The following is a 23,952-nucleotide window of genomic DNA, read 5'->3' as shown; positions in this document are numbered from 1 at the left end:
GTCCCTGAGCCCGGAAAACCGGACATTGCTGATCTTTTCGGTGCACCTTTGGGCCACCCGCACCAGCACCCTCATCAGCGGTTGACCGAACTCCCAGGGAGTTCCCAGCCATCCACAGTGATCCCGCAGTCCGGACCGGGCGCGCCCGCCGCACCCGCGAGCAGGCGCAGGGCCGCGTCCGAGGCCGACCCCGGCTCGGCGCTGTACAGCAGCATCCGGTGCCCACCGCCCTCCGGCATCGGCATGGCCTCGAAAGCCAGCTCCAGACGGCCGACCACCGGGTGGTGCAGCTCCTTGCTGCCGAACAGGCAGTCGTTGACCGGATGCCGGGCCCAGAGCGCCGCGAACTCCGGGCTGTTCATCGACAGTTCGCCGACCAGCGCGGCCAGCTCACGGTCGTCCGGGTGCCGGCCCGCGGTCAGCCGCAGGTAGGCGACGTTCGCCCGCGCCTCCTCCTCCCAGCGGCGGTAGAGCTCCCGGGTGTGCGGGTCGAGGAAGAGCATCCGGGAGAGGTTCGGCCGCTCCCCCCGGTGGTCCGGGGCGGCCGGGTCGAGATGCCCCGCCAGCAGCGCGTGCCCCAGCGGGTTCCAGGCCAGCACCTCGTTGCGGTGCCCCACCACCACGGCGGGCACCTCCCGCATCGCCGCGATCAGCTGCCTGGTCCCGGCCCTGGCCCGCTCGAAACGGTCCGCCGGGCGCGGCCGGGCCCGGCCCGGGCGGGCGATGTTGCGCAGGTGGGCGTGCTCGTCCGGGCTCAGCCGCAGCGCACGGGCCAGCGCGTCCAGCACCTCGTCCGAGGCGTTGAGGCTCTGCCCCTGCTCCAGCCGGGTGTAGTAGGTGACGCTCACCCCCGCCAGCTGGGCCAGCTCCTCCCGGCGCAGCCCCGGCACCCGGCGGCGCGCGCCGTACGCTACGAGGCCGACGTCCTCGGGCTGCAGGCGGGCCCTGCGGGTGCGCAGGAAGTCACTCAACTCCGGCGGTGTGTCCATGACTCCAGTGAACACCGGCCGGGCCCGCGCAGCCTGCCCCTGCCAGTGCTACCCACCGCAGGGGGCTGGGTCCGGGCGGCGGACGCGCGCAGGCTGCTGCCCGTACCCACCGCACCGCACTGATCCGGAGGAACCGCCGTGACCCTGCTCGACAAGTCCCCCGCACCGCCGGCCGGGCCGGCGCCCGCCGCCATGACCGGACGCCAACGGATCGTCCTGGTCGTCCTGTTGGCGGCCCAGTTCATGCTGGCCGTGGACTTCTCCATCCTGAACGTCGCCCTGCCGGTGATCGGCCGCGGCCTCGGCTTCCCGCTCGGCGGTCTGCAGTGGATCGTCACCGCCTTCGCACTCGGCGCGGCCGGGTTCAGCCTGCTGTTCGGCCGGGTCGCCGACCTGTACGGCCGCCGCCGGGTGTTCCTGCTCGGGCTCGTAGTGCTGGCCGCCGCCTCGCTGGTCGGCGGCCTGGCCACGACGCCGGGCGTGCTGCTCGCCGCCCGGGTCGTGCAGGGGCTGGCCACTGCCGCCGTCACCCCCGCCGGGCTCGCGCTGCTCACCACCGCCTTCCCCGAAGGGCCGCTGCGTGAGCGGGCCCTGGGGCTGAACGGGGCGCTGATGTCGGCCGGCTTCACCTCCGGCGCCGTTCTCGGCGGGCTGCTGACCGATCTGCTCAGCTGGCGCTGGGCGTTCTTCGTCAACGTCCCGGTGGCCCTGGCCGTGCTGCTCGTCGCGCCGCGCCTGATCCCCGAGTCCGCCGCGGCCGGCGGCGCGGGGCACAGCAGGATGGACCTGCCGGGCGCCGCCACCGTCACCGGCGGGCTGCTCGCCCTGGTGTACGGCCTCACGGCGGCCGGCGAGCACGGCTGGGGCGACCCGCTCGCGCTCGGCTCGCTGGCCGTCGGCGCCCTGCTGCTGGTGGCGTTCTGGTTCGTCGAGCGCGCCGCCGCCCACCCGCTGGTGCCCGTCCGGGTGCTGCGGCGCCGGACGGTGGTCTGGGGGAACGCCGCCGGGCTGGTCGCCTTCGCCACCGAGACCTCGCTGGTGTTCCTGATGACGCTCTACCTCCAGCGGGTGCTCGGCTGCTCCGCCCTCGCCACCGGCCTGGCCTTCGGGGTGCTCGGCGCCGGGACCGTCCTCGGCGGGATCCACGCGCCCCGGGTGATCCGCCGCCTGGGGACGCGGAACGCGCTGGTCACCGGCCTGCTGGTGCAGGCCGCCGCGACCGCCGCACTGCTGCTGCTCGGCACCGGCCACGGCTGGCTCACCCTGTTGCTGGCGGCCACCTTCGTCGGCGGCGTGGGCAACATGCTGGCGATCGTCGGCTTCATGGTGACCGCCACCTCGGGCCTGCCCGACCACGAGCAGGGCCTCGCCACCGGGGTCGCCACCATGACCCAGCAGGTCGGCATCACCCTCGGCACCCCGGTCATGAGCGCCGTCTTCACCGCCCGGACGGCCGCCCTCGGCGGCGGCACCGCCGCCGCCACGGTGCTCGGCGGCGTGGACCTCGCGGTCCTGGTCAACACCGCGCTGGTGCTGGTCGGCGCGGTGGCCTCGGCGGTCTTCCTGCGCCGGCGCAGCGGGTGACGGACGGCGACGGCGAGCAGGTCGACCGGCAGGCCGGGGGCGGGCGGGCGGCCCCCGGTCTGCCGGTCTCCCCGCCTTCGGCGCCGGGTGTCGGATGTCGGGTGTCGGGCGCCGGGCCGCGGGCACCGCGGCCGGACGCTCGGCGGTGCGCCTCACAGGCTCCGCAGGGCCGCCTCGCACTCGCGACAGCGCCGGGTGCGGTGCAGCGGCGGGTACCAGGGCTCCCCCGGTCCGGACGGGCGGTAGGGCTCGGGCTCCAAGGGCGTGGTGTCCAGGCCGCAGAACGTCCGCTCCCCCGGGTCGCCGGGAGCCTCCGGATCACCCGGTGCGGCGTGCACCCAGCGCACCCGGGCGCCGACGTCCACCTCGCCGGCGTCGAGCACCTCGGTGGACGGCTCCAGCTCCAGCAGGACGATGATCGAGGCCATACCCCGACCCTGCACCGCCGGGCCGCCGGCCGCATCCGGGCGGCGGCCACCGGTGCCGGAGCCCGGTGCGGGCGGCGGGCCCGGCGGTGCACGGGCTCAGTGCGGGATGGTGTCGATCAGCTCCCGCGCGCCCTGGCGCAGCAGCGCGACCGCGACCGAGGTGCCCAGGGTGGCGGGATCGAGCGGCCCGGCCCACTCGTGGGCGTCCAGCACGGTCTTGCCGTCGGGGGAGAAGACCCGGGCCCGCAGCGAGAGGCGCCCGTCCCGCTCGGCCTTGGCGTAGCCCGCGATCGGGCTGTTGCAGTGGCCCTGCAGCACGTGCAGGAACATCCGCTCTGCGGTGGTCTCCCGCCAGGCGTCGGCGTCGCCCAGCCCGGAGACGATGTCGATGGTGCGGGTGTCGTCCTCGCGGCACTGCAGGCCGAGGACGCCCGCGCCGATCGGCGGGCACATCGTCTCGACCGGCAGGACCTCGGTGATCAGGTCGGGCCGCCCGATCCGCTCCAGGCCCGAGACGGCCAGCAGCAGGGCGTCGGCCTCGCCGTCGGCGAGCTTCTCCAGCCGGCGGTTGGCGTTGCCGCGCATCGGCACGCACTCCAGGTGCGGGTGCGAGACGGCGAGCTGGGCCCGCCGGCGCACCGAGGAGGTGCCGATCCGGGCCCCGGCGGGGAGCTCGTCGAGGGTCCGGCCGGCCGGGTGGACCAGGGCGTCCCGGATGTCGTCCCGCTTGAGGAACCCGGCGAAGACCGTCCCGGCGGGGAGCGGCCGGTCGGCGGGCACGTCCTTGACGCAGTGCACCGCGAGGTCGGCCTCGCCGGCGAGCAGCGCGGCGTCGACCTCCTTGGTGAAGGCGCCCTTCCCGCCGAGCTGCGCGAGATCCCCCATCCAGCGGTCACCCGAGGTGGTGACCGGGACGACCTCCGTCCTGATCCCGGGGTGCAGCGCGGCCAGTTCGGCGCGGACCCGTTCCACCTGGGCGAGGGCCATGGGGGAGGAGCGGGAGACGATGCGGATCAGTTCGGCGGAGGACATACCGAAAACGATAGACCGTCAGATTCCCTCCGCCCCAACATCCCTGGTGGAGTCGGTACGGACACCCGAATGCGCCGCCGGCGGCGGGCGGGGACGGCACGAAGGGGCGCACCGCGTCGGCGGTGCGCCCCTTCGTGCCGGCGCGAGCCGGCCGGCAGAACCCGGGGCGGGCCGGGTGCCGCGGCGGCTACAGCGACTTGCGGAAGCTCTCGGCGGTCGCGAGGAAGATGTCGTTGCCGGCCACCTCGCCGATGGTGACCCGGACGCCCTCGCCCGGGAACGGGCGGACGATCACACCTGCCGCGCCGCAGGCGGCGGCGAAGTCCAGGGTGCGCTCACCGAGCCGGAGCCAGACGAAGTTGGCCTGCGAGTCGGTGACCGTCCAGCCCTGTCCGGTGAGGGCGGCGAGCACCCGGGCCCGCTCCTCGACCAGAGCCTCGACGCGGACCAGCAGGGCGTCCTCGGCGCGCAGCGAGGCGACCGCCGCGTCCTGGGCGAGCCGGCTGACGCCGAACGGGACGGCGGTCTTGCGCAGCGCGGTGGCGACCGGCTCGTGGGCGACGGCGAAGCCGACCCGCAGCCCGGCCAGGCCGTACGCCTTGGAGAAGGTGCGCAGGACGCAGACGTTCGGGCGGTCGCGGTAGAGCTCGATGCCGTCGGGCACCTCGGCGTCGCGGATGAACTCGATGTAGGCCTCGTCGACCACGACCAGGACCTCGGCGGGGACGGCGTCCAGGAAGCGCTCCAGCTCGGCGCGGCGGATCGCGTTGCCGGTGGGGTTGTTCGGGTTGCAGACGAAGATCAGCCTGGTCCGCTCGGTGATCGCGGCGAGCATCGCGTCGAGGTCGTGGTCCTCGGTGGCGGTGAGCGGCACCGGGACGGGGGTCGCGCCGGCGACCTGGGTGATGATCGGGTAGGCCTCGAAGGAGCGCCAGGCGAAGATCACCTCGTCGCCGGGGCCCGCCGTGGCCAGGATCAGCGACTGGGCCACGCCGACCGAGCCGGTGCCGGTGGCGATGTGCTCGGCCGGGACGCCGAAGCGTGCCGCGAGCTCCTCGGTCAGCTCCGACACCGCCATGTCGGGGTACCGGTTGAACGAGCCGGCCGCCGCCACCGCCGCGTCGAGCACGCCGGGCAGCGGCTCGTACGGGTTCTCGTTGGAGGACAGCTTGTAGGCGTCGGCTCCGGCGGGCTTGCCGGGCTTGTAGGTGGGGATGCCGTCCAGGGTCGGCCTCAGCCGGGGGCCCTGCGCTGCCGTACCGCTCACGCTCGTCTCCTTCTGTGCTCTGCTGCCGCGCGGCCTGTTTGCAGGTGCGCAGTGCTGATCATGTCCGCCGCGTGCCGGGATCGCCGTACGCGGGGTACCGGGGTGCGCACCCGCCCCGGCCGGGTTCGTTGAACGATACCGACCGCGCTCACCCGTAGGAGTGACATGCCCGGCGGGCCGAGGGGTGCAGATCAGCCATTCTGCCGGGTTCCAATGGCACATGTCAGAGGTAAGACGGCTGATTTCCGCCGGGTATCGAAGGGACCGCCACCGCCTCGTTCATGGAGAAACGTATCTTCTCCGCTTCCGACCGCCCCGGTCACAGGGAGCCGTCATGAGCCATACGATCGGTCCGCCATGACAGCAGCAGCCAACCAGAGCGGTCGGCGACCCACCACCTCACGACGTCTGGAGCGGGCCGGCATCCGGGATGTGGCAGCAGCCGCCGGAGTGTCGATCACCACGGTCTCCGACGCGTTGAACGGTAAGGGGCGCCTGCCCGACGAGACCAGAAGCCGGGTCCGCGAGGTCGCCGAGCGCCTCGGCTACCGCCCCTCGGCCGCCGCCCGTACCCTGCGCACCGGCAGGTCGGGCCTGATCGGCCTGACCGTCACCACCTACGGCGAGGAGCCGTTCACCTTCACCGAGTTCGCCTACTTCGCCGAGATGGCCAGGGCCGCCACCAGCGCCGCGCTCGGCCGCGGCTACGCCCTGGTGGTGCTGCCGGCCTCCTCCCGGCACGACGTCTGGGGCAACATCGCCCTGGACGGCACCGTGGTCATCGACCCGCCCGACCAGGACCCCCTGGTCAGCGAGCTCTACCGGTCCGGCGTCCCGGTGGTCAGCGACGGCAAGCCCGGCAACTGCCCGGTCACCGCCTGGGTCGACAACGACCACGAGGCCGCCGTCCTGGGCATCCTCGACCACCTCACCGAGTCCGGCGCCCGCCGGATCGGCCTGCTCACCGGCACCAGCACCGACACCTACACCCGGCTCTCCACCGACGCCTACCTCGGCTGGTGCGACCGGGTCGGCCAGGAGCCGGTGTACGAGACCTACCCCGCGCACGACCCGGCGGCCGGCGCGGTGGCGGCCGACCGGCTGCTCGCCCGCCCGGACCGCCCGGACGCCGTCTACGGCCTCTTCGACCCGAACGGCACCGACCTGCTGGCCGCCGCCCGCCGGTACGGCCTGCGGGTGCCCGACGACCTCCTGCTGGTCTGCTGCAGCGAGAGCGACGTCTACGCCGGCACCGAGCCGCCGATCACCACCCTCTCGCTCAAGCCGCGCCGGATCGGCACCACCGTGGTCAACCTGCTGATCGACGCGATCGAGGGCGTCGACTCGGGCACCGGGGTGGACGTCGGACGGCTCTTCCCGCCCCGCTTCCGGACCGCCGGGACGGGACCGCCGCCCGGCACCCTGATGCCCACCGAGCTGATCGTCCGGGCCTCCTCCCAGCGCCGCAGCACCCGAACCACCGTCAGCCCGCCCCGCTCCCCCGGCGAGGTCTAGTCCACTCAGTCCGGGACAAAACGGACCTCACGGGCCCCTCGGCTGACGCTCCGGAGAATTGGATACCCACCAGGTGAGGACGGCGGGAGAGTGGTCTTCCTATGATGGGCGGATGACACCCGAGGACCGCTTCCCCGGGCCTGAACAGCCGGACTCAGGCCCCCGCCATCACCCGGACCTCGACGTGCTGCCCTACGGCTCCTACTTCGAGCCCGCGGAACCCACCGGCTACACCGACGGCTACTCCGAGACGTACAGCGCCTACGGCGGCGCCCGGTACCTCGAACAGCACTGGCCCTCCGCCCCGCAGCAGAGCGCCCCGCACCACGAGGAGCAGCACCAGCCGCTCTTCCAGGAGCAGGCCTTCCAGGAGCCCGGCTTCCAGGACGCGGGCTTCCACGAGCCCGGCTTCCAGGACCCTTCCTTCCAGGCGCAGGTCCCGCACGAGCCCACCCTGCACGACCGTGCCGCGCACCCGGCGCCGCCGCGCGAGGACCCGCCGACCATCGAGCTGGGCCCGCCGCTCACCGAGGACGGCCTGCCCTACTCCACCCCGTACCCCGCGCCCGACCCCAGCGAGCCCCCCGGCCCGCTGTACGTCGTCGGCGACGTCCACGGCTACCTCGACGAGCTGGTCGCCGAGCTGCGCCACCAGGGCCTGATCGACGCCGACGGCCACTGGTCCGCCGGCCGCTCCCGGATCTGGTTCCTCGGCGACTTCACCGACCGCGGCCCCGACGGCATCGGCGTCATCGACCTGGTCATGCAGCTCGCCGCCGAGGCCGCCGCCGCCGGCGGCTACTGCCGCGCCCTGATGGGCAATCACGAGCTGCTCTTCCTCGGCGCGCACCGCTACGGCGACGAGCCCGTGCAGTCCACCGCCGGCACCGCCTCCTTCCTCGCCGCGTGGCGGCTCAACGGCGGCCAGCAGCACGACCTCGACCGGCTGGAGTCGCACCACATCAGCTGGCTGTCCCGGCTGCCCGCGATGGCGCTGGAGGACGGCCACCTGCTGCTGCACTCCGACACCACCGCCTACCTGGAGTACGGCGAGTCGATCGCCGAGGTCAACGACGCCGTCCACGACCTGCTCGCCGACGAGGGCGCCGACGAGTGGTGGGACGCCTTCCGCCGCTTCACCAAGCGGTTCGCCTTCCGCGGCAACGCCGGCCCGACCGCCGTCCACGAGCTGCTCGACGCCTACGGCGGCCGGCGCGTGGTGCACGGCCACAGCCCCATCCCGTACCTCACCGGCGCGGCCCACGCCGACGACGGCGTGCCGCCGCACATCCCCGGCCCGTACGTCTACGCGGACGACCTGGCCATCGCCATGGACGGTGGCGTCACCATGGAAGGCCGCCTGCTGATCGCCCGACTGCCCGTCAACTGAACCGGCCCGGAACGGACGCCCGGGGGCTTTGTGCACGCCCCCGGCGCTGAAATTCCGGAAACCGACTGTCTGCGCGCCCCCACCCGCCCCTACCATCGAGGCACACCGCACCAGGCCGCCCCGGCCCCACCCTCCGAAGGCGCATCCCCGGTGCGGAAATCCACCTCCGTGACGGAGCGAACGGGGTCCGCATGAACAACGCCCCGCACCTGCTGGCCGAGGACCGCCCGGACTTCGAGCGCCTCCTCGACGAAGCACTGCGCGACGGAACCATCCTGGCGGCGCTGCGCGAGCGCGAACCGGGCACCGGTGCCGGCAGCACCGGCACCGGCAACACCGCCCGCCTCACCTCCGAGCAGCTGCGCACCAAGGCACTGCTCGCCGCGAGCGCCATCGCCTCCGGCGCCGCCGTCGAGTACGAGCACTACACCCGGCTGCGCGACAACCTGCGCGCCGAGGCCGGGCGGCCGCGGCGCGCCCCCGTCCACGAGTCCACCCCGCGCAGCACCGGCCCGCGGAACATCGGCGAACTCGCCGCCCAGCTCAGCTCCGAGGACGGCGCGGGCCTCTTCCCCGTGCTCACCGTCCTGGCGCCGATCCTGGCCGGCGCCGCCGGGCTGGTCTTCCTGCTGCTCGGGTACGTGCTGAGCACCGCCGCCCCCGAGCTGGTGCTGGGGCGCTCGCTGCTCACCGCGGGCTGGCTGGCGCTGGCCATCGGCACCGGCGCGATGGTCATCGGCATCGTCGGACTCGTCCTGACCGCGCTGCGCGACGGCGCCGGACCGCCGGACGAGACCGACCCCGAGCTGCGCGCCGAGGTGGCCGACGCCCGCCGGGCCTGGCAGCTCGCGCTGCGCGACCGCGCCCTGCTGCCGTACCTGCGGGCCAACCTGGACTCGGAGCCGGCGCTGCCGCCGTTCACCCCGGCGCCCCGGGCCGCGCCGGCCGCCGAGAGCACCGGCGAGCACCGCGACCCGCCGACCCCGCCGGACTTCAGCAGCCCCGGGTACACCGGCGCGAGCTTCAGCAGCCCCGGCTTCTCCAGCCCCGGCGTCGAGGGCGTCACCGACCCGGAGGGCCGCACCCCGCGCCCGGCCGAGTTCAGCAGCCCGGGCTACAGTCCGCCCGCCTTCACCAGCCCCGACGACGTCTGACCCGGCCGGGGGGCCGGCCCGGGCCCACCGCCCGGCGGCGGCGGGAACGCCGAACGCCGTCCCGGTGGGCGGACGGGCCCCCGGGACGGCGTTCGACCGTCATGTCTGCGACCTGCCCGGGGCGGGCGCCCCGGGCAGCCGGTTCAGCCGGCCTGGTTGCCCGGGACGGACTGCTGCGCGGGCGCCGGCTGGACGGGCTCGCTCGGCTGGAAGGGCTGGGCGGGCGCGGCGGCCGGCTGGGCCGGGGCCTGGGCCGGCTGGAAGGGCTGCGGCGCCGGCGTGTTGCCGCGGCTGGCCAGCGAGCGGACGAAGTTGAAGATCAGCACGCCGGGCAGGATGAACGCCTTGAAGAACAGCAGGTACTCGCCGCCCTCGAAGATGAATCCGAGGTAGATGCCGTAGCCGAGGAAGCCGACACCGGCGACCGCGTTGAATATGCGCCAGCCGATGCTCAGGGCACCGAAATTGACGGCACCGATGGCGACCATCGCGACACCGCTGATGCACAGCAGCACGACGTACCAGGAGAAGAGGGGCTCGGCGCTGAAATCGAGATCCAAGGGAAATCCTGTGGGTATATCGGTCAAGCAGTCGACGGGGACGACGGCGTACGCTACTGGACCGCGACGGTCCGCGTCTCCTCCGATATTTATCCGTGACTTCCCGCGCCAGAAGATGTCCTGACAAATCGTTTCGAATTCAGCGGCCGGACCCTTCACCGGCCCCGCCGGAGCCCCGCCGCCGGGCCCGCGCATCGCGGCGACCCCGGTCCCGGTCCGGGAACGCGGTCAGGCCGAGAAGGTGACGACCCGGGTCGGGACCACCCGGACCACCAGCCGGACCACCTCGTCCCCCTCGGCCGGCGGGTCCACCCCCAGGTACTTCTGCGACAGCACCCGCGGCAGCTCCCGCCGAGGGTCCTCCCGCAGCTCCGCGACACCCCGGATCTCCACCGTCGCGTACGGGTTCGCGCTGTCGAAGAGCGTGAGGCTGACCCGCGGGTCCTTCCGCAGGTTCCGCGCCTTCTGCCGTCCGGCCGTGGTGGAGAGCACCACCGTGTCGCCGTCCCGCATCACCCAGACCACCGAGGTCTGCGGCCCGCCGTCCGGATTGAGGGTCGCCAGCGTCGCGACGTTCCTCCCGTCCAGCAGCCGGCGGGTCGCCTCGTCCAAGGTCACCGCCTCTGTCCGTGCCCGTTCCACCGCCACCGCCCGGCCTGCCCAGCGCTCACGACCCACCGCGGGGCCGACCCGCCGGGGCGGCCTCCGGCGGCCGCTCGGTCCTGTGACCGGAAACGCTACGTGCCGGGAGCAGTTGACGGACCGTCCGGGTGGCGATCTCCCCCGATCAGGTGAACCGAGGAGCCGGCCGGCCCGCCGATCAGCCCGCCCGTCACCGCGCTGCGGCGTCCGCCGCGGCCCGGACGAACTCACGGACCCGCCCGGTGCCGTTCCCCTCCAGCCAGACCGGACCGCGCTCGATCGGCGGGGCGTCCCGGATCGGCACGTAGGCGACGTCCGGGCGCGGGTAGTACTGCCGCGAGTGGGCGCCGACCGGCAGGACGCCCCTGCCCATGGCGACCAGGGTGAGCATCTCCGAGAAGGTCCCGCCGGCCGGCCCCTTCGGCACCGGGCGCCCGGACGGGGTCCGCTCGGGCGTCCGGTCCCGCTTGAACCCGGCGGAGGTCACCGCCGGATACTGGATCACCGGGTGCTCCGCCAGCACCTCGACGGACACCGACTCCTCACCGGCCAGCGGATGCCCGGCGGCCACCGCCAGCACCCTGGGCTCGGTCAGCAGCACCGGCCCGCGGGCCATGCCGTCGAAGGGGTAGGAGGCGATCAGCACGTCCACCGAGCCGTCCAGCAGGCTCGCCCGGGAGTTGGACAACTGCACCTCGCGCACGCCCACCCGGCAGTCGGGGTGGCGCTCGGCGAACAGCGCGACCGCCTTGAGCAGCACCGGCGCCGTCCACTCGCCGAGGAAGGCCACCCGCAGCTCCCCCGTGACGCCCCGGGCCGCCTCGGCGGCCCGCCGCAGGGCCTGCTCCATCCCGGCCACCAAGGGGGTCAGGTCGTCCGCCAGCTGCCGGCCGACCGCACTGAGCCGGACGCTGCGGCTGGTCCGCTCGAACAGGGTGCCGCCGATCCGGCGTTCCAGCTTCCCGATCACCTGGCTGACCCGGCCGGTGGTGATCCCCAGCCGTTCGGCGGTCCGGCCGAAGTGCAGCTCCTCGGCCAGGGCCAGGAAGATCTCGGTCTCCAGCCGCTCCAACATGTCGCCCCCGTCGTTGAATCCTGCTCAACGATCGTATTCCGATCATGCCTTGATGCCGGATTCCCCCCGGCGAATCATGGACGTCAGCAGGCCGGACACCCTGCCCCACCCCACCACCACCACTTGGAGCACCGATGCCGAACCTTCGCGTGAAGGCCTTCGACCACCTCGTCCTCAACGTCCGGGACGTCGAACGGGCCCTGGACTTCTACCTCGGCCCGCTCGGCCTGGAGCCCGTCCGGGTGGACGAGTGGCGCGCCGGCAAGGCGCCGTTCCCCTCGGTCCGGATCACCCCGGAGACCATCATCGATCTGGTGGACGGCCCCCGGGGCGACTCCAACGTCGACCACATCTGCCTCACCGTGGAGCCGCTGGACTGGCAGGAGGTCATCGACTCGGGCGTCTTCACCGTCCTCGAAGGGCCGGTCGGCCGCTACGGCGCCCGGGGCAGCGCCACCTCCGTCTACGTCCAGGACCCGGACGGCAACACCGTCGAACTCCGCTGGTACCCGCAGGACGCCGGCGCCTGAAGCACCGGCCGCCGCGGACGCCCGAGGCGTTCCCCGCGGGCGCCCCGCGACCGCCCCGCCGGAGCGCTCAGGCCGGGTAGGGAACCGCCGCCCGGGCCGACCGCAACGCATCCGCCCACCACGCCAGCTGGTCCAGCAGCGTCCTGGCGTACCCAGGGGCCGCCGGATCGAGCGGACGACCGTCCTGCCACGCCGTGAAGTAGTTCGGGAAGGCCAGACCGTCCCGGACCGTCACCGCGTGCAGCTCGGTCAGCACGTTCTCCAGGTGCAGGACGGCATGCCGGCCGCCGGCCGCGCCGCCGTAGCTGACGAAGGCGACCGGCTTGGCCGTCCACTGGGTGAAGTGCCAGTCCACCGCCGCCTTCAAGGACGCCGGATAGCTGTGGTTGTACTCCGGTGTGACCACCAGGAACGCGTCGGCGCCCTCCAGCGCCGAGGTCAGCGGCGCCATCCCGGCCGGCCGGGGGTACGCCTCACCCGCGTACTTCGGCGACTGCGCCGGCAGCGCCAACGGGATGTCGATCCCGGCCAGATCGACCACCTCCACCTCGAACCCGCCATGGGTCCGCGCCTGCTCGGCCACCCACGAGGCGACGACCGGGCCGAACCGGCCCTCCCGGACACTTCCGACGATGATCACCAGCTTGCTCTTCTTCTCCATGCCCACCACGATCGGCCCGGCCGGCGACGGCAACCAGACCGTGCCCAGGCTGGCCCCCGCAGGGCCACCCTGAGCACTCCACGGCCCGCCGGGCCGCCGCTAACCTCGAAGCATGGGAACGCCGTTGGGAGACTTCATCCGGGCCAGGCGCGACCGCATCCAGCCGGAGTCCCTCGGGGTGCCGGACCACGGGCGCCGCAGGTCACCCGGTCTGCGCCGGTCGGACCTGGCGACCCGGGCCGGGATCAGCGTCGAGTACCTGACCCGGCTGGAGCAGGGCCGGGACCGCAACCCCTCGGTCGCGGTGGTGAACGCGCTGGCCGACGCCCTCAGCCTGGACCCCTCCGAGCGCACCCACCTGCGCTACCTCACGAAGATCACCGGTGGTGAGTGCACCGCGCACCCCCGCCCGGAGCCGCCGCGCCGCGAGGTCCGGCCCGCCGTCCGGGAGACCCTGCGCCTGCTGGAACCGGGGATCGCCGTCCTGACCAACCGGCTGGGCGACGTCCTCGCCCGGACCAGCGGCTACGAGCTGGTGATGGACGGCGGCGGACTGCTCGACGCCGACACCCCGAACCTCACCCGCTACGTCTTCACCGACCCCCGGGCCAGGACCTTCTTCGCCGACTGGGACGACGTCGCGGACGAGCAGGCCTTCGACCTCTGGCTCGGCCCCTCCGTCGAGAACACCGAGTGGCTCACCGCCGAACTCGCCCCCACCGCCGGCCCCGAGTTCACCCGCCGGCTCAACCGCCACCTGGTGCCGGCCCGGGGCGTCCTGCGGATCGACCACCCGTCGGGGCACGGGCTCCGGCTCCTGCGCGAGACCCTCGAACTCACCGCCGACGCCCAGCAACTGGTCGTCCTCCTCCCGGCCGACGACGCCACGGCCCAGGCCCTCGACCGGCTCCGCCGGCGGACCCCCGGCCGGCTGCGGGCCATCTCGTGAGACACCCCCCGGCCGCCGCAGCCGCCCCGGGCGCACGACTGCGGAACGCACGAGCCGAGGCGTCCGTGGTCACCGGCCGTACCGCATACGAGTGAAATTGCGCATCCGTATCCGCCGACCAGGTGAATCGTTGGACGGGGCATGACGACGCAGAGCAGTGCCCTCGCCCGGTTCGACTTCCAGGGCCACGAAGTCCGTGTGGTGACCGTCGACGGGGATCCCTGGTGGGTGGCCGCGGACGTCGCCGCGGTGCTCCAGATCGCCCGCGTGCACAGTGCCGTACGCGGGCTCGACGACGACGAAAAGGGTGCGCATACTATGCGCACCCCTGGCGGTGACCAGCAGGTTTCCATCATCAGCGAGTCCGGGCTGTACTCGCTGATCCTTCGCTCCAGGAAGCCCGATGCCAAGCGGTTCCGCCGCTGGGTGACCCACGAGGTGCTCCCCGCGATCAGGCGGACCGGCCGCTACCAGGCCGAGGACAGCCCGGCGTCGGATCTCCCCGCCGAGACCGCCGTGATCTTCAGGTCGGTCGCGCGAGCCGGCCTGGAGGCCCTCCTCGCCCTGGCCAGGACCGACCCCGGGACGCCGCCGCCGTCATCGCCGAGGCACTGTCCCGGGCGAGTCCGGAGCAGGCTTCGGGCGTCCTCGCCGGCCTTCGGGCCGACCACGACGCCACGCCGGCCGCCGTACCTGCCCAACGGGCGCCCTCGGCCCCCCTGTGGCATCCGCGGATCCCCGAGGGCGCCGTGTCCTTCAGCGCGATGGCCGAGGTCCTCAGCTGCGAGTTCGACCGCCCCGACCTCAGCCGCGACCACCTGTTCACGATCGCCCGGGACGCCCGGCTGCTGCAACCGCCGGCGGCCCCCTACAGCGGCAACACCCTCACGGACCTGCGCCTCTCGACGCTCTTCGTGATCCGCCGCATCGCCGGAGCCTCGCACGGCTGGCCCTGCACGCACCACTACCAGCCGCTCGCCCTGCCACCGGGCCTCATGATCATGCGTCAGCTGGTGGCCCAGGACATCGACCGCGGAGTCCTGTAGCGCGACCGCGGCCCGGCCCTTCCCGGCGCGGCATGCGGCCGGGGAGGAGACCGGCCGGTCTCGCCTTGCGCACACGGCCCGGCCGGCGACCGTGCCGAGTCCTGCCCGCGCCTTCCCCTGCGAGGCACGGGCCGGGGCTCGGTGCTCGGGGCGGTGATCCGAGTCCTCAGGGCATGCCCGTCCCTCCGCGCCGAGAACGACAACGCCGCGGGCGCCGCGCCGGGAAGCCCCCTCCTGCCTCCCGGTGCGGCGCCTCGGTGAGCCGCGTCGTCAGTCCGCCAGCGGCAGGTACACCCGGTTGCCCTTGGCTGCGAACTCGGCGGACATCGCGGCCATGCCGGCCTCCGCCTCACCGTCCAGGGCCGAGGCGACGGCGGTGGAGCCGTCGCCGTGCTCGTCGCGGATCTTCTGGGAGATCTTCATCGAACAGAACTTCGGGCCGCACATGGAGCAGAAGTGGGCCGTCTTGGCGGGCTCCGCCGGCAGCGTCTCGTCGTGGAAGGCGCGGGCCGTCTCCGGGTCGAGGGCCAGGTTGAACTGGTCCTCCCACCGGAACTCGAACCGGGCGTCCGAGAGCGCGTCGTCCCAGTCGCTGGCGCCGGGGTGGCCCTTGGCGAGGTCGGCGGCGTGCGCGGCGATCTTGTAGGTGATGACGCCGGTCTTCACGTCGTCCCGGTTCGGCAGGCCCAGGTGCTCCTTGGGCGTGACGTAGCAGAGCATCGCCGTGCCCCACCAGGCGATCATCGCCGCGCCGATGCCCGAGGTGATGTGGTCGTAGCCGGGGGCGACGTCGGTGGTGAGCGGGCCCAGGGTGTAGAAGGGCGCCTCGTCGCAGATCTCCTTCTGGAGATCCATGTTCTCCTTGATCTTGTTCATCGCGACGTGGCCGGGGCCCTCGATCATCACCTGGACGTCCCGGTCGCGGGCGATCCGGCCGAGCTCGCCGAGGGTCTGCAGTTCGGCGAACTGCGCCTGGTCGTTGGCGTCCGCGGTGGAGCCGGGGCGCAGGCCGTCACCGAGCGAGAAGGTGACGTCGTAGCTCGCGAGGATGTCGCAGAGCTCCTCGAAGTTGGTGTAGAGGAAGTTCTCCCGGTGGTGGGCCAGGCACCAGGCCGCCATGATCGAGCCGCCGCGCGAGACGATGCCGGTCTTGCGCCGGGCGGTCATCGGCACGTACCGCAGCAGCACGCCGGCGTGCACGGTCATGTAGTCGACGCCCTGCTCGCACTGCTCGATCACGGTGTCGCGGTAGACGTCCCAGCTCAGCTCCTCGGCCTTGCCGTCGACCTTCTCCAGCGCCTGGTACAGCGGCACGGTGCCGATCGGGACGGGCGAGTTGCGCAGGATCCACTCGCGGGTGGTGTGGATGTTGCGGCCGGTGGAGAGGTCCATCACGGTGTCGGCGCCCCAACGGGTCGCCCAGGTCATCTTCTCCACCTCCTCCTCGATCGAGGAGGTGACCGCGGAGTTGCCGATGTTGGCGTTGATCTTCACCAGGAAGTTGGTGCCGATGATCGCCGGCTCGACCTCCGGGTGGTTCACGTTCAGCGGGATCACCGCCCGGCCGCGGGCCACCTCGGAGCGGACGAACTCCGCCTCCAGGCCCTCCCGCAGGGCGATGAACTCCATCTCCGGCGTGACGGTCCCGCGCTTCGCGTAGGCGAGCTGGGTGACGGCCGCGCCCGCCCGGCCGCGCAGCGGACGGCGCGGGCGGCCGGGGAAGACGGCGTCGAGGTTGCGCAGGTCCCCGCCGCGCGGCGAGGTGTGCTTGATCCCGTCGTCCTCCGGGCGGGCCTCGCGGCCGTCGTACTCCTCGACGTCGCCGCGCTGGCGGATCCACGCGTCGCGCAGGGCCGGCAGACCGCGCCGGACGTCCGGCTCGTACGAGGGGTCGGTATACGGGCCGGAGGTGTCGTACAGCGGGACGCTCCCGCCGTTGGTGAGGATCACTTCGCGGTACGGCACCCGCAGGTCAGGGCGGGATCCCTCACGGTAGGCCTTGCGCCACGCCGGGGTCGGGTAGCCGCTGGCGGCGCTGCTGACCGGGCTGCCGGCCGCACCGCCCGCCGGGCTCTGGGCAGACTTCTCCGGTGTTTCGAACATGGTCATTCGACCTTCTACTCCCTACGCCGGCATTACCCGGTCCAGGTTCCTGCGGTCGACGCAGCGGTCGGTACGCGTGATGGCGTACCGTTCAGCGCCCTCTCAGCCCGGTGCTCCGAGCTCCCGTGTCCACGGACGGTTTTGTCCGCAACAAGACCTCAACACCGTAGCGGGCACCGCGGGCGCGGTCCAGAGGGGGTCCGGGAAGCGGCCGCGCGGGCAGACTGGGAGCCGACGGAGAGGGGGCCGCGGTGGTCGGCAGCACGGGACGGGTGACGGGGACGGTCGGCGAGGGCCTGGTCGGCGAGGTGATGATCCACGTGGCGGCCCGGCAGGGGACGGAGGCGTTCCTCGCCCACCCGGCTTTCCCGGGGGAGCGGTTGGCGGTCGGCACCAGGGTGGTCGTGGTCGAGTACCAGCCGCCACGGACGGTGTACGTAGCACCGGCCTGACCGGCTGATACAGAATCAGGACATCAACTGCTTCCCAAGTGATCGGAACAGGCGCAGAATCTCCGCTGCCACCGCGTTCCGCGCCATCCTGCACAACAGAGCGCAGCCACGGGACCGGTGTGCCCTGAAGGGGGAATCAGCCGATGCTCATCGGCATCGCAGGGGCGGCCGTCGCCTCGATCGTCATCCTGATCGTGCTCTTCAAGCTCATGTGGCGGGTCGCCGAGCCCAACGAGGCACTGATCATCTCCGGGTCCAAGCACCGCGCCGAGGGAGTCGGCGAGGGGCTGGGGTTCCGGGTCGTCACCGGCCGCGGGACGCTCGTCACCCCGGGCGTCCAGGTCGTCCGCAAGCTGTCGCTGGATCTCAACGAGGCCGACCTCGACGTCGAGTGCGTGACCTCGCAGGGGATCCCGGTGCACGTCAAGGGCGTTGTGATCTTCAAGGTCGGCGACGACACGGTGTCGATCGCCAACGCCGCCCGCCGCTTCCTGGACCAGCAGGCGATGATGGGCCACCGCGTCCACAACGTCTTCGCCGGCCATCTGCGCTCCATCGTCGGCGGGCTGACCGTCGAGGACATGATCCGCGACCGCGAGCGGCTCACCGGGGAGACCCGGGCCGCCTCCGGCACGGAGATGGAGAAGCTGGGCCTGATCATCGACTCGCTGCAGATCCAGGAGATCCTGGACCCGACCGGGTACATCCAGAACCTCGCCGCCCCGCACGCCGCGCGGGTCATGCGGGACGCCCGGATCGCCCAGGCCGAGGCGGACCGCCAGGCCACCGAGGCCGAGCAGGAGGCGTTCGCCCGCAAGGCCGAGGCGACCCGCAACAGCGGTATCCAGCAGGCCGGTTACCAGGCCGAGATGGAGACCGCGACGGCCCGCGCCATGCAGGCCGGACCGCTCGCCCAGGCCGCCGCCCGCCAGGAGGTCGTGGTCCAGGAGACCAAGGTCGCCGAGCTGGAGGCGCACCGCAAGGAGCAGCAGCTGCAGGCGGACGTCCGCAAGCCCGCCGACGCCCGCGCGTACGAGACCCGGACCAAGGCCGACGCCGACCGCGACGCCCGGATCTCGGCGGCCCAGGCGCAGGCCAAGGAGACCGAGCTGAAGGCCGGCGCCGAGGCGAACCGGGTGAAGATCGCGGCGCTCGCCGAGGCCGAGGCCACCAAGGCCAGGGGCCTGGCGTCCGCGGAGGCCACCCGGGCCACCGGCCAGGCGGAGGCCGCCTCGGCCGAGGCCAAGGGCCTGGCGGCGGCGGAGGCCGCCCGGGCGCTCGGTCTGGCCGAGGCCGAGGCGATCAAGGCCCGCGCGGCCGCCCTGGCGGAGAACCAGGAGGCCGTGGTCGCCCAGCAACTCGCCGAGAACTGGCCGGAGATCGTCCGGGCCGGCGCCGAGGCGTTCGGCAACGTCGAGCACATGGTGCTGCTCAACGGCGCCGAGGGGATGGGCGAGATGTTCGCCAAGGCCCTGACCATGGGCGGGACGGGCCTCGGCCTGGCCCGCCAGCTGCTGGGGACGATGAACGGGGCCGCGGGCAGCGCCGGCGCCGAACTCCCCGCGCAGCCCGGCTCCGAGCGCCCCCGGGCGCAGTCCGTCCCGGTCCAGGACGCCTGACCGAAGCCGGGTGCGGGGCTCGTGCCGACCGGCGCGGGCCCCGCACCCGGTTGTTCCCGGCCCCGTATCCCGTGGCGCACGGGATCTTCACGGCGATAGTCTGATCTTCACTCAGAACCGGTTCGGTCCGGGATCGTCGCCGCCCCGCCGGTCAGCAGGTCGCGCAGCTCCACGGGCGGCGCCTTCCAGGGGGACACACACCATGCCCATTCGTCACGCCGTCGCTCTGGCGGCCGCCACGGTCTCCGCCGTCCTCGGTCTGCCCGCCGTCACGGCGCACGCCGACGCGGGCGCCGTCCTGAACGTCGACAACCGGGCCGCCGCCAACTGCAGCGACGCGGGCACCGGCACCGCCGCCCGGCCGTACTGCACCCTGCAGGCGGCCGTCGACGCGGCGCAGCCCGGCCAGACCGTCCAGGTCGCGCCGGACACCGACCTCACCGGTGAGGTCCGGGTGACCCGCTCGGGCACCCCCGGGCATCCGATCGTGATCGACGGCGCGCCGCTCGCCATGTACCTCTACAACCACCAGCCCTCCCTGACCAGCACCACCGGGCACCTCTTCACCCTGGACGGCGTCTCCGACGTGGTGATCCGGGGCTTCCTCGCCTACGACACCGCGCAGCCGGTCGTCATCAAGGACTCCAATCGGATCCAGGTCGACCAGCTGATGACCGAGTGGGACCGGAGCAAGGCCCTGCCGGCCGGCTCGGCCGCGCTGCGGGTGACCGGTCACAGCGACCAGGTCGCCGTCACCCGGTCGGTGTTCTACGCCTCCGGGGGCGTCGTGGTGGACGCCGGCTCGCAGCGGACCACCATTGTCGGCAACGACATCGGCACCTCCCAGGGCGGCGGTCTGAGCATCACCGACGGGCCCGGGACGGTCGTCGCCAACAACACCGTGGTCGGCAGCAACGGCCCGGGCATCGCCCTGCTGGGCGCCTCGGCCGGCTCGGTGGTCGAGAACAACATCGTCGTCTCCGAGGGCACGGTCCCGCGCGGCGCGCCGATCTCGGTGGCGGCCGGCTCCACCGCCGCGACGAAGGTCGACTACAACATCGTCCACCCGCTGAGCGGGACCGAGGCCTACACCTGGGGCGGCGCCGGGCACCCGACCCCCGCGGCCTTCACCGCGGCCACCGGCCAGGGCGGGCACGACGTGGACGCGGCGATCACCTTCCACGACAGCATCTTCCACCGGCCCGGCAACGACGACACCGCGGCGATCGACTCCGCCGACCCGGACGTGCCGGGCCTGCCCGACACCGACCTGTACGGCAGCGCCGTGGTCGACGATCCGCTGGTCGCCGGCACCGGCCCGCACGGCAGCCTGCGCGACCGCGGCGCGGCCGAGGTGCAGGGCCTGAACGAGGTCGGGCTGACCGCGCGCGGCGTCGACCACCCCGCCGGCCCCAGCCTGCGGGGCGCGCTCCCGTTCGCCGTCGAGTTCACGGCGACGCCGTACAACACCTGGCCGACCGCCGTCACCTACAGCTACGACTTCGGTGACGGCTCCGCCCCCTCGGTGACCACCGCGACGAAGGTGCAGCACACCTACACACGGGCCGGCGTGTTCGCCGCGTACGTCACGGCGACGGACAGCACCGGCCACCAGGTCGGCTCGTACCCGAGCTACGTCGACGCCCGGCCGGACGCCCCGTTGACGCCGGTGCTCGGGGCGACGCCCAGCCGCACCAACCCGCTCGGCTTCGACCTGAACGCGGCGGGCACCACCACCCCGTGGCAGATCAAGAACTACCAGCTGGACTACGGGGACGGCACCTCCTCCTCCACCCCCTACGAGGGCTTCGGGCACACCTACGCACGGCCCGGCACCTACACCGTCACGCTGACCGCCACCGACTGGGCCGACCGTACGGCCAGCACCACCCTGCAGGTGACCGCCGCCTACGAGGCGGCCGGGTTCACCGCGATCGCGCCCGTCCGGGTGGCCGACACCCGGGTGACCAACAGCCGCTACGCCCAGCGCGGGGCCTGGAGCTCCCTCGACGTCTACGTGCGCGACAACCAGGTCGAGTACAACAACGTCCGGATCCCGGTGGTGCCGGAGGGCGCCACCGCGGTCGTGCTGAACCTGACCGCCACCGGCGCCACCGGCAAGGGGTTCCTCAGCGCGACGCCCAACAAGGGTGAGCGGCCGGCCACCTCGAACGTCAACTACGGCCCCGGCCAGGACATCGCGAACGTGGTGACGGTGCCGATCGGCGAGAACGGCAACGTCACCATCGCCAACACCGGCGGCGCGGTGGGCGCGGTGGTGGACGTCCTCGGGTACTACAAGGCCGGCAGCACCGGGAAGTTCAGCAGTGTCGCGCCCGCCCGGCTGCTGGACACCCGCAAGCCCGGCGACGCCCCGGTCGGCCAGGACGCGGTACGCCCGCTGAAGGTCACCGGGACGGGCGGCGTGCCCGCGAACGCCACCTCGGTGGTCCTCAACGTCACGGCCACCGATGCCACGGCCGAGAGCTTCCTGACGGCCTACCCGGCGGGCACCAGCCGCCCGTCCGCCTCGAACCTGAATGTGCGTCCCGGGCAGATCGTCCCCAACCAGGTGATCGTCCCGGTCGGCGCCGACGGCACCGTCAACCTCTACAACCACCTGGGCAGCACCCAGGTGATCGTGGACGTCTTCGGCTACTACAGCCCGGACGGCAAGGGCCTGTTCACGCCCGTCGTACCCGCCCGGCTGCTGGACACCCGGCAGGGCGGCGGCCCGCTCGGCCAGGGCGGCTCGCGGACCGTCGGCGGCGTGCCGGCCGGCGCCTTCGCGGCGGTCGCGAACGTCACCTCCACCGAGGCGACCGCCGAGACCCACCTGATCGTGCACGCCACCGGCACCGGCCTCCCCGGGACCAGCAACCTGAACCCGGTGCCCGGCCGCGACGTGCCGAACCAGGTCACCACACCGGTGAGCGCCGACGGCAGGTTCGACGTCTTCAACCACATGGGCAGCACCCACGTGATCGCCGACCTGTTCGGGTACTTCACCAACGGCTGATCGGGCCGGGCCGCCCCGTCGCCGTGCCCGTCCGCCGCAACGGCGGGCGGGCACGGCCGGTCCAGGCCCGTACCAGGGGCGATCTGAGTACCCGTACTCATGATTTCGGGCCGCCGCTGCCGCCACCATGAGGGTATGGACCTCCCGATACCGCGAGTCGGCATCACGGCCGTCGGCTCGTACCTGCCCGCCCGACGGTTGACCTCACAGCAGCTCCAGGACGAGGTGACGGCCGGACTCCGGCTGCCGGAGCGGATGTTCGAGAAGGCGACCGGCATCGTCACCCGGCACTTCGCCGCCGAGGGCGAGTACGCCTCCACCCTCGCGCTGGGCGCCGCCCGCCGGGCCCTGGACGCCCGGGGGATCGACCCTCTCGACATCGACCTGCTGCTCTACGCCTCCGCCACCCGCGACGTCTGCGAGCCCGCGACCGCTCATCTGGTGCAGGCCGAACTCGGCTCCCAGGCAAACGCGTTGGACGTCAGCAACGCCTGCAACAGCTTTCTCAACGGGATCGACCTGGCCCGCGCCATGATCCTGGCCGGCCGGGCCCGCCGCGCGCTGGTGGTGACCGGCGAGACGCCCAGCCGGGCCATGCGGCGCGACCCCGGCGCTCTCGCCGACTTCCGGGAGGGGTTCGCCGGCTACACCTTCGGAGACGCCGGCGCCGCGGTGGTCGTCGAGCCGGTGGAACGCGGCGGCATCCTCGACGTCGAGACCGAGACGGCCTCCGAACACTGGGCGGTCGGCGGCATCCCCGGCGGCGGGTCCCGGCACCCGCGCGGCGACGAGTACAGCTACTTCCGCGGCGGCGGCAAGGAGTTGCGCGGCGTCTTCGAGAAGATCGGCGGCGACATCCTGACCCGGGTCGCGGCCCGGACCGGCCTCGGCTGGGACGCCTACGCCCGCGTCCTGGTCCACCAGGTGACCGTGCCCTACCTGGAGCGCTTCGTCGAACTCACCGGCGTCCCGGCCGGGAAGCTGGTGCTCACGGTGCCGGACCTCGGGAACATCGCCAGCGCCACCCTCGGGGTCCAACTCGACCGGGTGAAGGGCGAACTGAACCCCGGGGACAAGGTCCTGCTGGTGGGCCTGGGCGGCGGCGTGAGCCTGATGACCATGGTCTGGGAGGCATCGTGAGCACCGCCCACGCCACCGGCCCCGCCCCCGGCCGGGCCCCGCTCTGGGTGATCGTCCCGGCCTACCAGGAGGAGGCCAGGATCGGCGACACCCTGACCGCCCTCGCCCGCCAGCACGACCGGGACTTCACCCTGCTGGTGGTCGACAACGGCTCCACCGACCGGACGGCCGAACTCGCCCGCGCCTTCGCCGCCTGCGCGCCCTTCCCGGTCGAGGTGCTGGTCGAGCCGGAGAAGGGCGTCGGCTGCGCGGTCGACACCGGGTTCCGGCACGCCGTCGCCCGGGGCGCGCGGCTGCTCGCCCGCACCGACGCCGACTGCGTACCGCAGCCCACCTGGACGGCCGCCGCCCGGATCGCGCTGACCGAGGCCCCCGGCCTGGTCTGCGGCCGCGTCCTCGCCCGCCGGGACGAGCACGGCCCGCTCGGCCGGGCCGGCTTCCGCCTGCTGGTGGCCACCGCCGCCGGCTTCGGACGGATCCGCCCGGCCCACCGCCGGCGGCACGGGTTCCTGGCGCCGTACCGGATGCACGCCGGCAACAACATGGCCGTCAGCGCCGAGCTGTACCTGGCGGTGGGCGGCATGCCGCGGCGCCCGTCACCGACCGACCGGGCGTTCCTCAACCGGGTCCGCCGGCACACCACCGCCATCAGCCGCTGCCGGGCGATGGTGGTGCACAACTCCACCCGCCGGCTCAAGGCGTACGGCGTGCTGACCACCGCCCGCTGGTACCTGGACCGGGGCAGCGGCCGGCACTCCACCGATCCTCGCTGACGGCGCCGCGCCCGCACCACACCG

At 73.4% G+C, this 23,952-nt stretch carries 21 protein-coding genes and 1 pseudogene; 13 read left to right on the top strand and 9 right to left on the bottom strand.

Translation table 11 applies throughout. The features are described 5' to 3' along the window. Positions 1-74: 74 nt before the first annotated feature. Positions 75-989 (bottom strand): helix-turn-helix domain-containing protein, encoded by a 915-nt coding sequence (locus J2S46_RS21470; RefSeq protein WP_191288443.1) that lies wholly within the window; start codon positions 987-989, stop codon positions 75-77. A gap of 138 nt (positions 990-1,127) precedes the next feature. On the opposite strand from J2S46_RS21470, the gene J2S46_RS21465 reads away from it, so the two are divergent. Further along, positions 1,128-2,573 (top strand): MFS transporter, encoded by a 1,446-nt coding sequence (locus J2S46_RS21465; protein WP_370882218.1) that lies wholly within the window; start codon positions 1,128-1,130, stop codon positions 2,571-2,573. A 152-nt stretch (positions 2,574-2,725) separates the two neighbouring features. Here J2S46_RS21465 and J2S46_RS21460 read toward each other — a convergent pair whose 3' ends face one another. From J2S46_RS21460 to hisC, 3 genes are all read right to left on the bottom strand, one after another. Further along, on the bottom strand, positions 2,726-3,001 hold the full coding sequence (locus J2S46_RS21460) for a hypothetical protein (RefSeq protein ID WP_191288444.1): 276 nt from the start codon (positions 2,999-3,001) through the stop codon (positions 2,726-2,728). 96 nt (positions 3,002-3,097) lie between these two features. Beyond that, positions 3,098-4,033, bottom strand: a complete 936-nt coding sequence (gene hemC / locus J2S46_RS21455; protein WP_191288445.1) for a hydroxymethylbilane synthase — start codon at positions 4,031-4,033, stop codon at positions 3,098-3,100. 187 nt (positions 4,034-4,220) lie between these two features. Next, positions 4,221-5,300: a histidinol-phosphate transaminase gene (hisC, locus tag J2S46_RS21450; RefSeq protein ID WP_191288446.1), complete on the bottom strand. Its 1,080-nt coding sequence runs from the start codon at positions 5,298-5,300 to the stop codon at positions 4,221-4,223. A gap of 357 nt (positions 5,301-5,657) precedes the next feature. On the opposite strand from hisC, the gene J2S46_RS21445 reads away from it, so the two are divergent. The 3 genes from J2S46_RS21445 to J2S46_RS21435 all read left to right on the top strand — a co-directional run bounded on the left by J2S46_RS21445 (position 5,658) and on the right by J2S46_RS21435 (position 9,359). Further along, complete coding sequence (locus J2S46_RS21445; protein WP_073929275.1) at positions 5,658-6,815, top strand: LacI family DNA-binding transcriptional regulator; 1,158 nt, start codon at positions 5,658-5,660, stop codon at positions 6,813-6,815. 112 nt (positions 6,816-6,927) lie between these two features. Continuing rightward, entirely contained in the window at positions 6,928-8,205 is a 1,278-nt protein-coding gene (locus tag J2S46_RS21440) for a metallophosphoesterase (RefSeq protein WP_191288447.1), read from the top strand. 191 nt (positions 8,206-8,396) lie between these two features. Beyond that, entirely contained in the window at positions 8,397-9,359 is a 963-nt protein-coding gene (locus J2S46_RS21435; RefSeq protein ID WP_191288448.1) for a phage holin family protein, read from the top strand. A 143-nt stretch (positions 9,360-9,502) separates the two neighbouring features. Here the strand turns inward: J2S46_RS21435 and J2S46_RS21430 are convergent, their stop codons facing one another. The 3 genes from J2S46_RS21430 to J2S46_RS21420 all read right to left on the bottom strand — a co-directional run bounded on the left by J2S46_RS21430 (position 9,503) and on the right by J2S46_RS21420 (position 11,636). Then, positions 9,503-9,919 carry a hypothetical protein gene (locus tag J2S46_RS21430; protein ID WP_229912194.1) on the bottom strand — a complete coding sequence of 139 codons (417 nt, stop codon included), beginning with the start codon at positions 9,917-9,919 and terminating at the stop codon, positions 9,503-9,505. Between the two features lie 228 nt (positions 9,920-10,147). Continuing rightward, a complete protein-coding gene (locus J2S46_RS21425) occupies positions 10,148-10,537 on the bottom strand; it encodes a PPOX class F420-dependent oxidoreductase (protein WP_229912196.1) in 390 nt (129 codons plus the stop codon). 214 nt (positions 10,538-10,751) lie between these two features. Continuing rightward, positions 10,752-11,636 carry a LysR family transcriptional regulator gene (locus tag J2S46_RS21420; RefSeq protein ID WP_191288450.1) on the bottom strand — a complete coding sequence of 295 codons (885 nt, stop codon included), beginning with the start codon at positions 11,634-11,636 and terminating at the stop codon, positions 10,752-10,754. A 134-nt stretch (positions 11,637-11,770) separates the two neighbouring features. Here J2S46_RS21420 and J2S46_RS21415 point away from each other — a divergent pair, with 134 nt between their 5' ends. Beyond that, the gene (locus tag J2S46_RS21415) at positions 11,771-12,166 is read left to right on the top strand and encodes a VOC family protein (RefSeq protein ID WP_191288451.1); all 396 of its coding nucleotides are present in this window, start codon (positions 11,771-11,773) and stop codon (positions 12,164-12,166) included. Between the two features lie 67 nt (positions 12,167-12,233). Here J2S46_RS21415 and J2S46_RS21410 read toward each other — a convergent pair whose 3' ends face one another. Next, complete coding sequence (locus tag J2S46_RS21410; RefSeq protein WP_191288452.1) at positions 12,234-12,827, bottom strand: NADPH-dependent FMN reductase; 594 nt, start codon at positions 12,825-12,827, stop codon at positions 12,234-12,236. Positions 12,828-12,939: 112 nt separating this feature from the next. On the opposite strand from J2S46_RS21410, the gene J2S46_RS21405 reads away from it, so the two are divergent. From J2S46_RS21405 to J2S46_RS21400, 3 genes and pseudogenes are all read left to right on the top strand, one after another. After that, entirely contained in the window at positions 12,940-13,776 is an 837-nt protein-coding gene (locus J2S46_RS21405) for a helix-turn-helix domain-containing protein (protein ID WP_191288453.1), read from the top strand. A 141-nt stretch (positions 13,777-13,917) separates the two neighbouring features. Beyond that, a pseudogene (locus J2S46_RS40895) lies at positions 13,918-14,211 on the top strand (BRO-N domain-containing protein); the annotation flags it as partial. A 329-nt stretch (positions 14,212-14,540) separates the two neighbouring features. Continuing rightward, a complete protein-coding gene (locus J2S46_RS21400; RefSeq protein ID WP_307350831.1) occupies positions 14,541-14,822 on the top strand; it encodes a hypothetical protein in 282 nt (93 codons plus the stop codon). Positions 14,823-15,092: 270 nt separating this feature from the next. Here the strand turns inward: J2S46_RS21400 and thiC are convergent, their stop codons facing one another. Continuing rightward, positions 15,093-16,931 (bottom strand): phosphomethylpyrimidine synthase ThiC, encoded by a 1,839-nt coding sequence (gene thiC / locus J2S46_RS21395; RefSeq protein WP_191288455.1) that lies wholly within the window; start codon positions 16,929-16,931, stop codon positions 15,093-15,095. A gap of 245 nt (positions 16,932-17,176) precedes the next feature. Here thiC and J2S46_RS21390 point away from each other — a divergent pair, with 245 nt between their 5' ends. From J2S46_RS21390 to J2S46_RS21370, 5 genes are all read left to right on the top strand, one after another. After that, positions 17,177-17,377, top strand: a complete 201-nt coding sequence (locus J2S46_RS21390) for an NfeD C-terminal domain-containing protein (protein WP_073929266.1) — start codon at positions 17,177-17,179, stop codon at positions 17,375-17,377. A 143-nt stretch (positions 17,378-17,520) separates the two neighbouring features. Continuing rightward, complete coding sequence (locus J2S46_RS21385; protein WP_191288456.1) at positions 17,521-18,996, top strand: flotillin family protein; 1,476 nt, start codon at positions 17,521-17,523, stop codon at positions 18,994-18,996. A 202-nt stretch (positions 18,997-19,198) separates the two neighbouring features. After that, the gene (locus J2S46_RS21380) at positions 19,199-22,015 is read left to right on the top strand and encodes a right-handed parallel beta-helix repeat-containing protein (RefSeq protein WP_191288457.1); all 2,817 of its coding nucleotides are present in this window, start codon (positions 19,199-19,201) and stop codon (positions 22,013-22,015) included. A 135-nt stretch (positions 22,016-22,150) separates the two neighbouring features. Next, complete coding sequence (locus J2S46_RS21375; protein WP_191288458.1) at positions 22,151-23,155, top strand: 3-oxoacyl-ACP synthase III family protein; 1,005 nt, start codon at positions 22,151-22,153, stop codon at positions 23,153-23,155. After that, a complete protein-coding gene (locus tag J2S46_RS21370) occupies positions 23,152-23,928 on the top strand; it encodes a glycosyltransferase family A protein (RefSeq protein WP_191288459.1) in 777 nt (258 codons plus the stop codon). Before J2S46_RS21375 ends, J2S46_RS21370 begins: the two co-directional genes overlap by 4 nt. Positions 23,929-23,952 lie beyond the last annotated feature (24 nt).

This window comes from Kitasatospora herbaricolor, assembly GCF_030813695.1.
Lineage (GTDB): Bacteria > Actinomycetota > Actinomycetes > Streptomycetales > Streptomycetaceae > Kitasatospora > Kitasatospora herbaricolor.
This window is presented reverse-complemented; position numbering and strand designations above follow the sequence as displayed.

Coding starts and splice junctions, on each gene's coding strand:
- J2S46_RS21470 (WP_191288443.1), bottom strand. CDS start 989: ATGGACACACCGCCGGAGTTGAGTGACTTCCTGCGCACCCGCAGGGCC.
- J2S46_RS21460 (WP_191288444.1), bottom strand. CDS start 3,001: ATGGCCTCGATCATCGTCCTGCTGGAGCTGGAGCCGTCCACCGAGGTG.
- hemC (WP_191288445.1), bottom strand. CDS start 4,033: ATGTCCTCCGCCGAACTGATCCGCATCGTCTCCCGCTCCTCCCCCATG.
- J2S46_RS21445 (WP_073929275.1), top strand. CDS start 5,658: ATGACAGCAGCAGCCAACCAGAGCGGTCGGCGACCCACCACCTCACGA.
- J2S46_RS21440 (WP_191288447.1), top strand. CDS start 6,928: ATGACACCCGAGGACCGCTTCCCCGGGCCTGAACAGCCGGACTCAGGC.
- J2S46_RS21435 (WP_191288448.1), top strand. CDS start 8,397: ATGAACAACGCCCCGCACCTGCTGGCCGAGGACCGCCCGGACTTCGAG.
- J2S46_RS21420 (WP_191288450.1), bottom strand. CDS start 11,636: ATGTTGGAGCGGCTGGAGACCGAGATCTTCCTGGCCCTGGCCGAGGAG.
- J2S46_RS21415 (WP_191288451.1), top strand. CDS start 11,771: ATGCCGAACCTTCGCGTGAAGGCCTTCGACCACCTCGTCCTCAACGTC.
- J2S46_RS21410 (WP_191288452.1), bottom strand. CDS start 12,827: ATGGAGAAGAAGAGCAAGCTGGTGATCATCGTCGGAAGTGTCCGGGAG.
- J2S46_RS21405 (WP_191288453.1), top strand. CDS start 12,940: ATGGGAACGCCGTTGGGAGACTTCATCCGGGCCAGGCGCGACCGCATC.
- J2S46_RS21400 (WP_307350831.1), top strand. CDS start 14,541: ATGGCCGAGGTCCTCAGCTGCGAGTTCGACCGCCCCGACCTCAGCCGC.
- thiC (WP_191288455.1), bottom strand. CDS start 16,931: ATGACCATGTTCGAAACACCGGAGAAGTCTGCCCAGAGCCCGGCGGGC.
- J2S46_RS21385 (WP_191288456.1), top strand. CDS start 17,521: ATGCTCATCGGCATCGCAGGGGCGGCCGTCGCCTCGATCGTCATCCTG.
- J2S46_RS21380 (WP_191288457.1), top strand. CDS start 19,199: ATGCCCATTCGTCACGCCGTCGCTCTGGCGGCCGCCACGGTCTCCGCC.
- J2S46_RS21375 (WP_191288458.1), top strand. CDS start 22,151: ATGGACCTCCCGATACCGCGAGTCGGCATCACGGCCGTCGGCTCGTAC.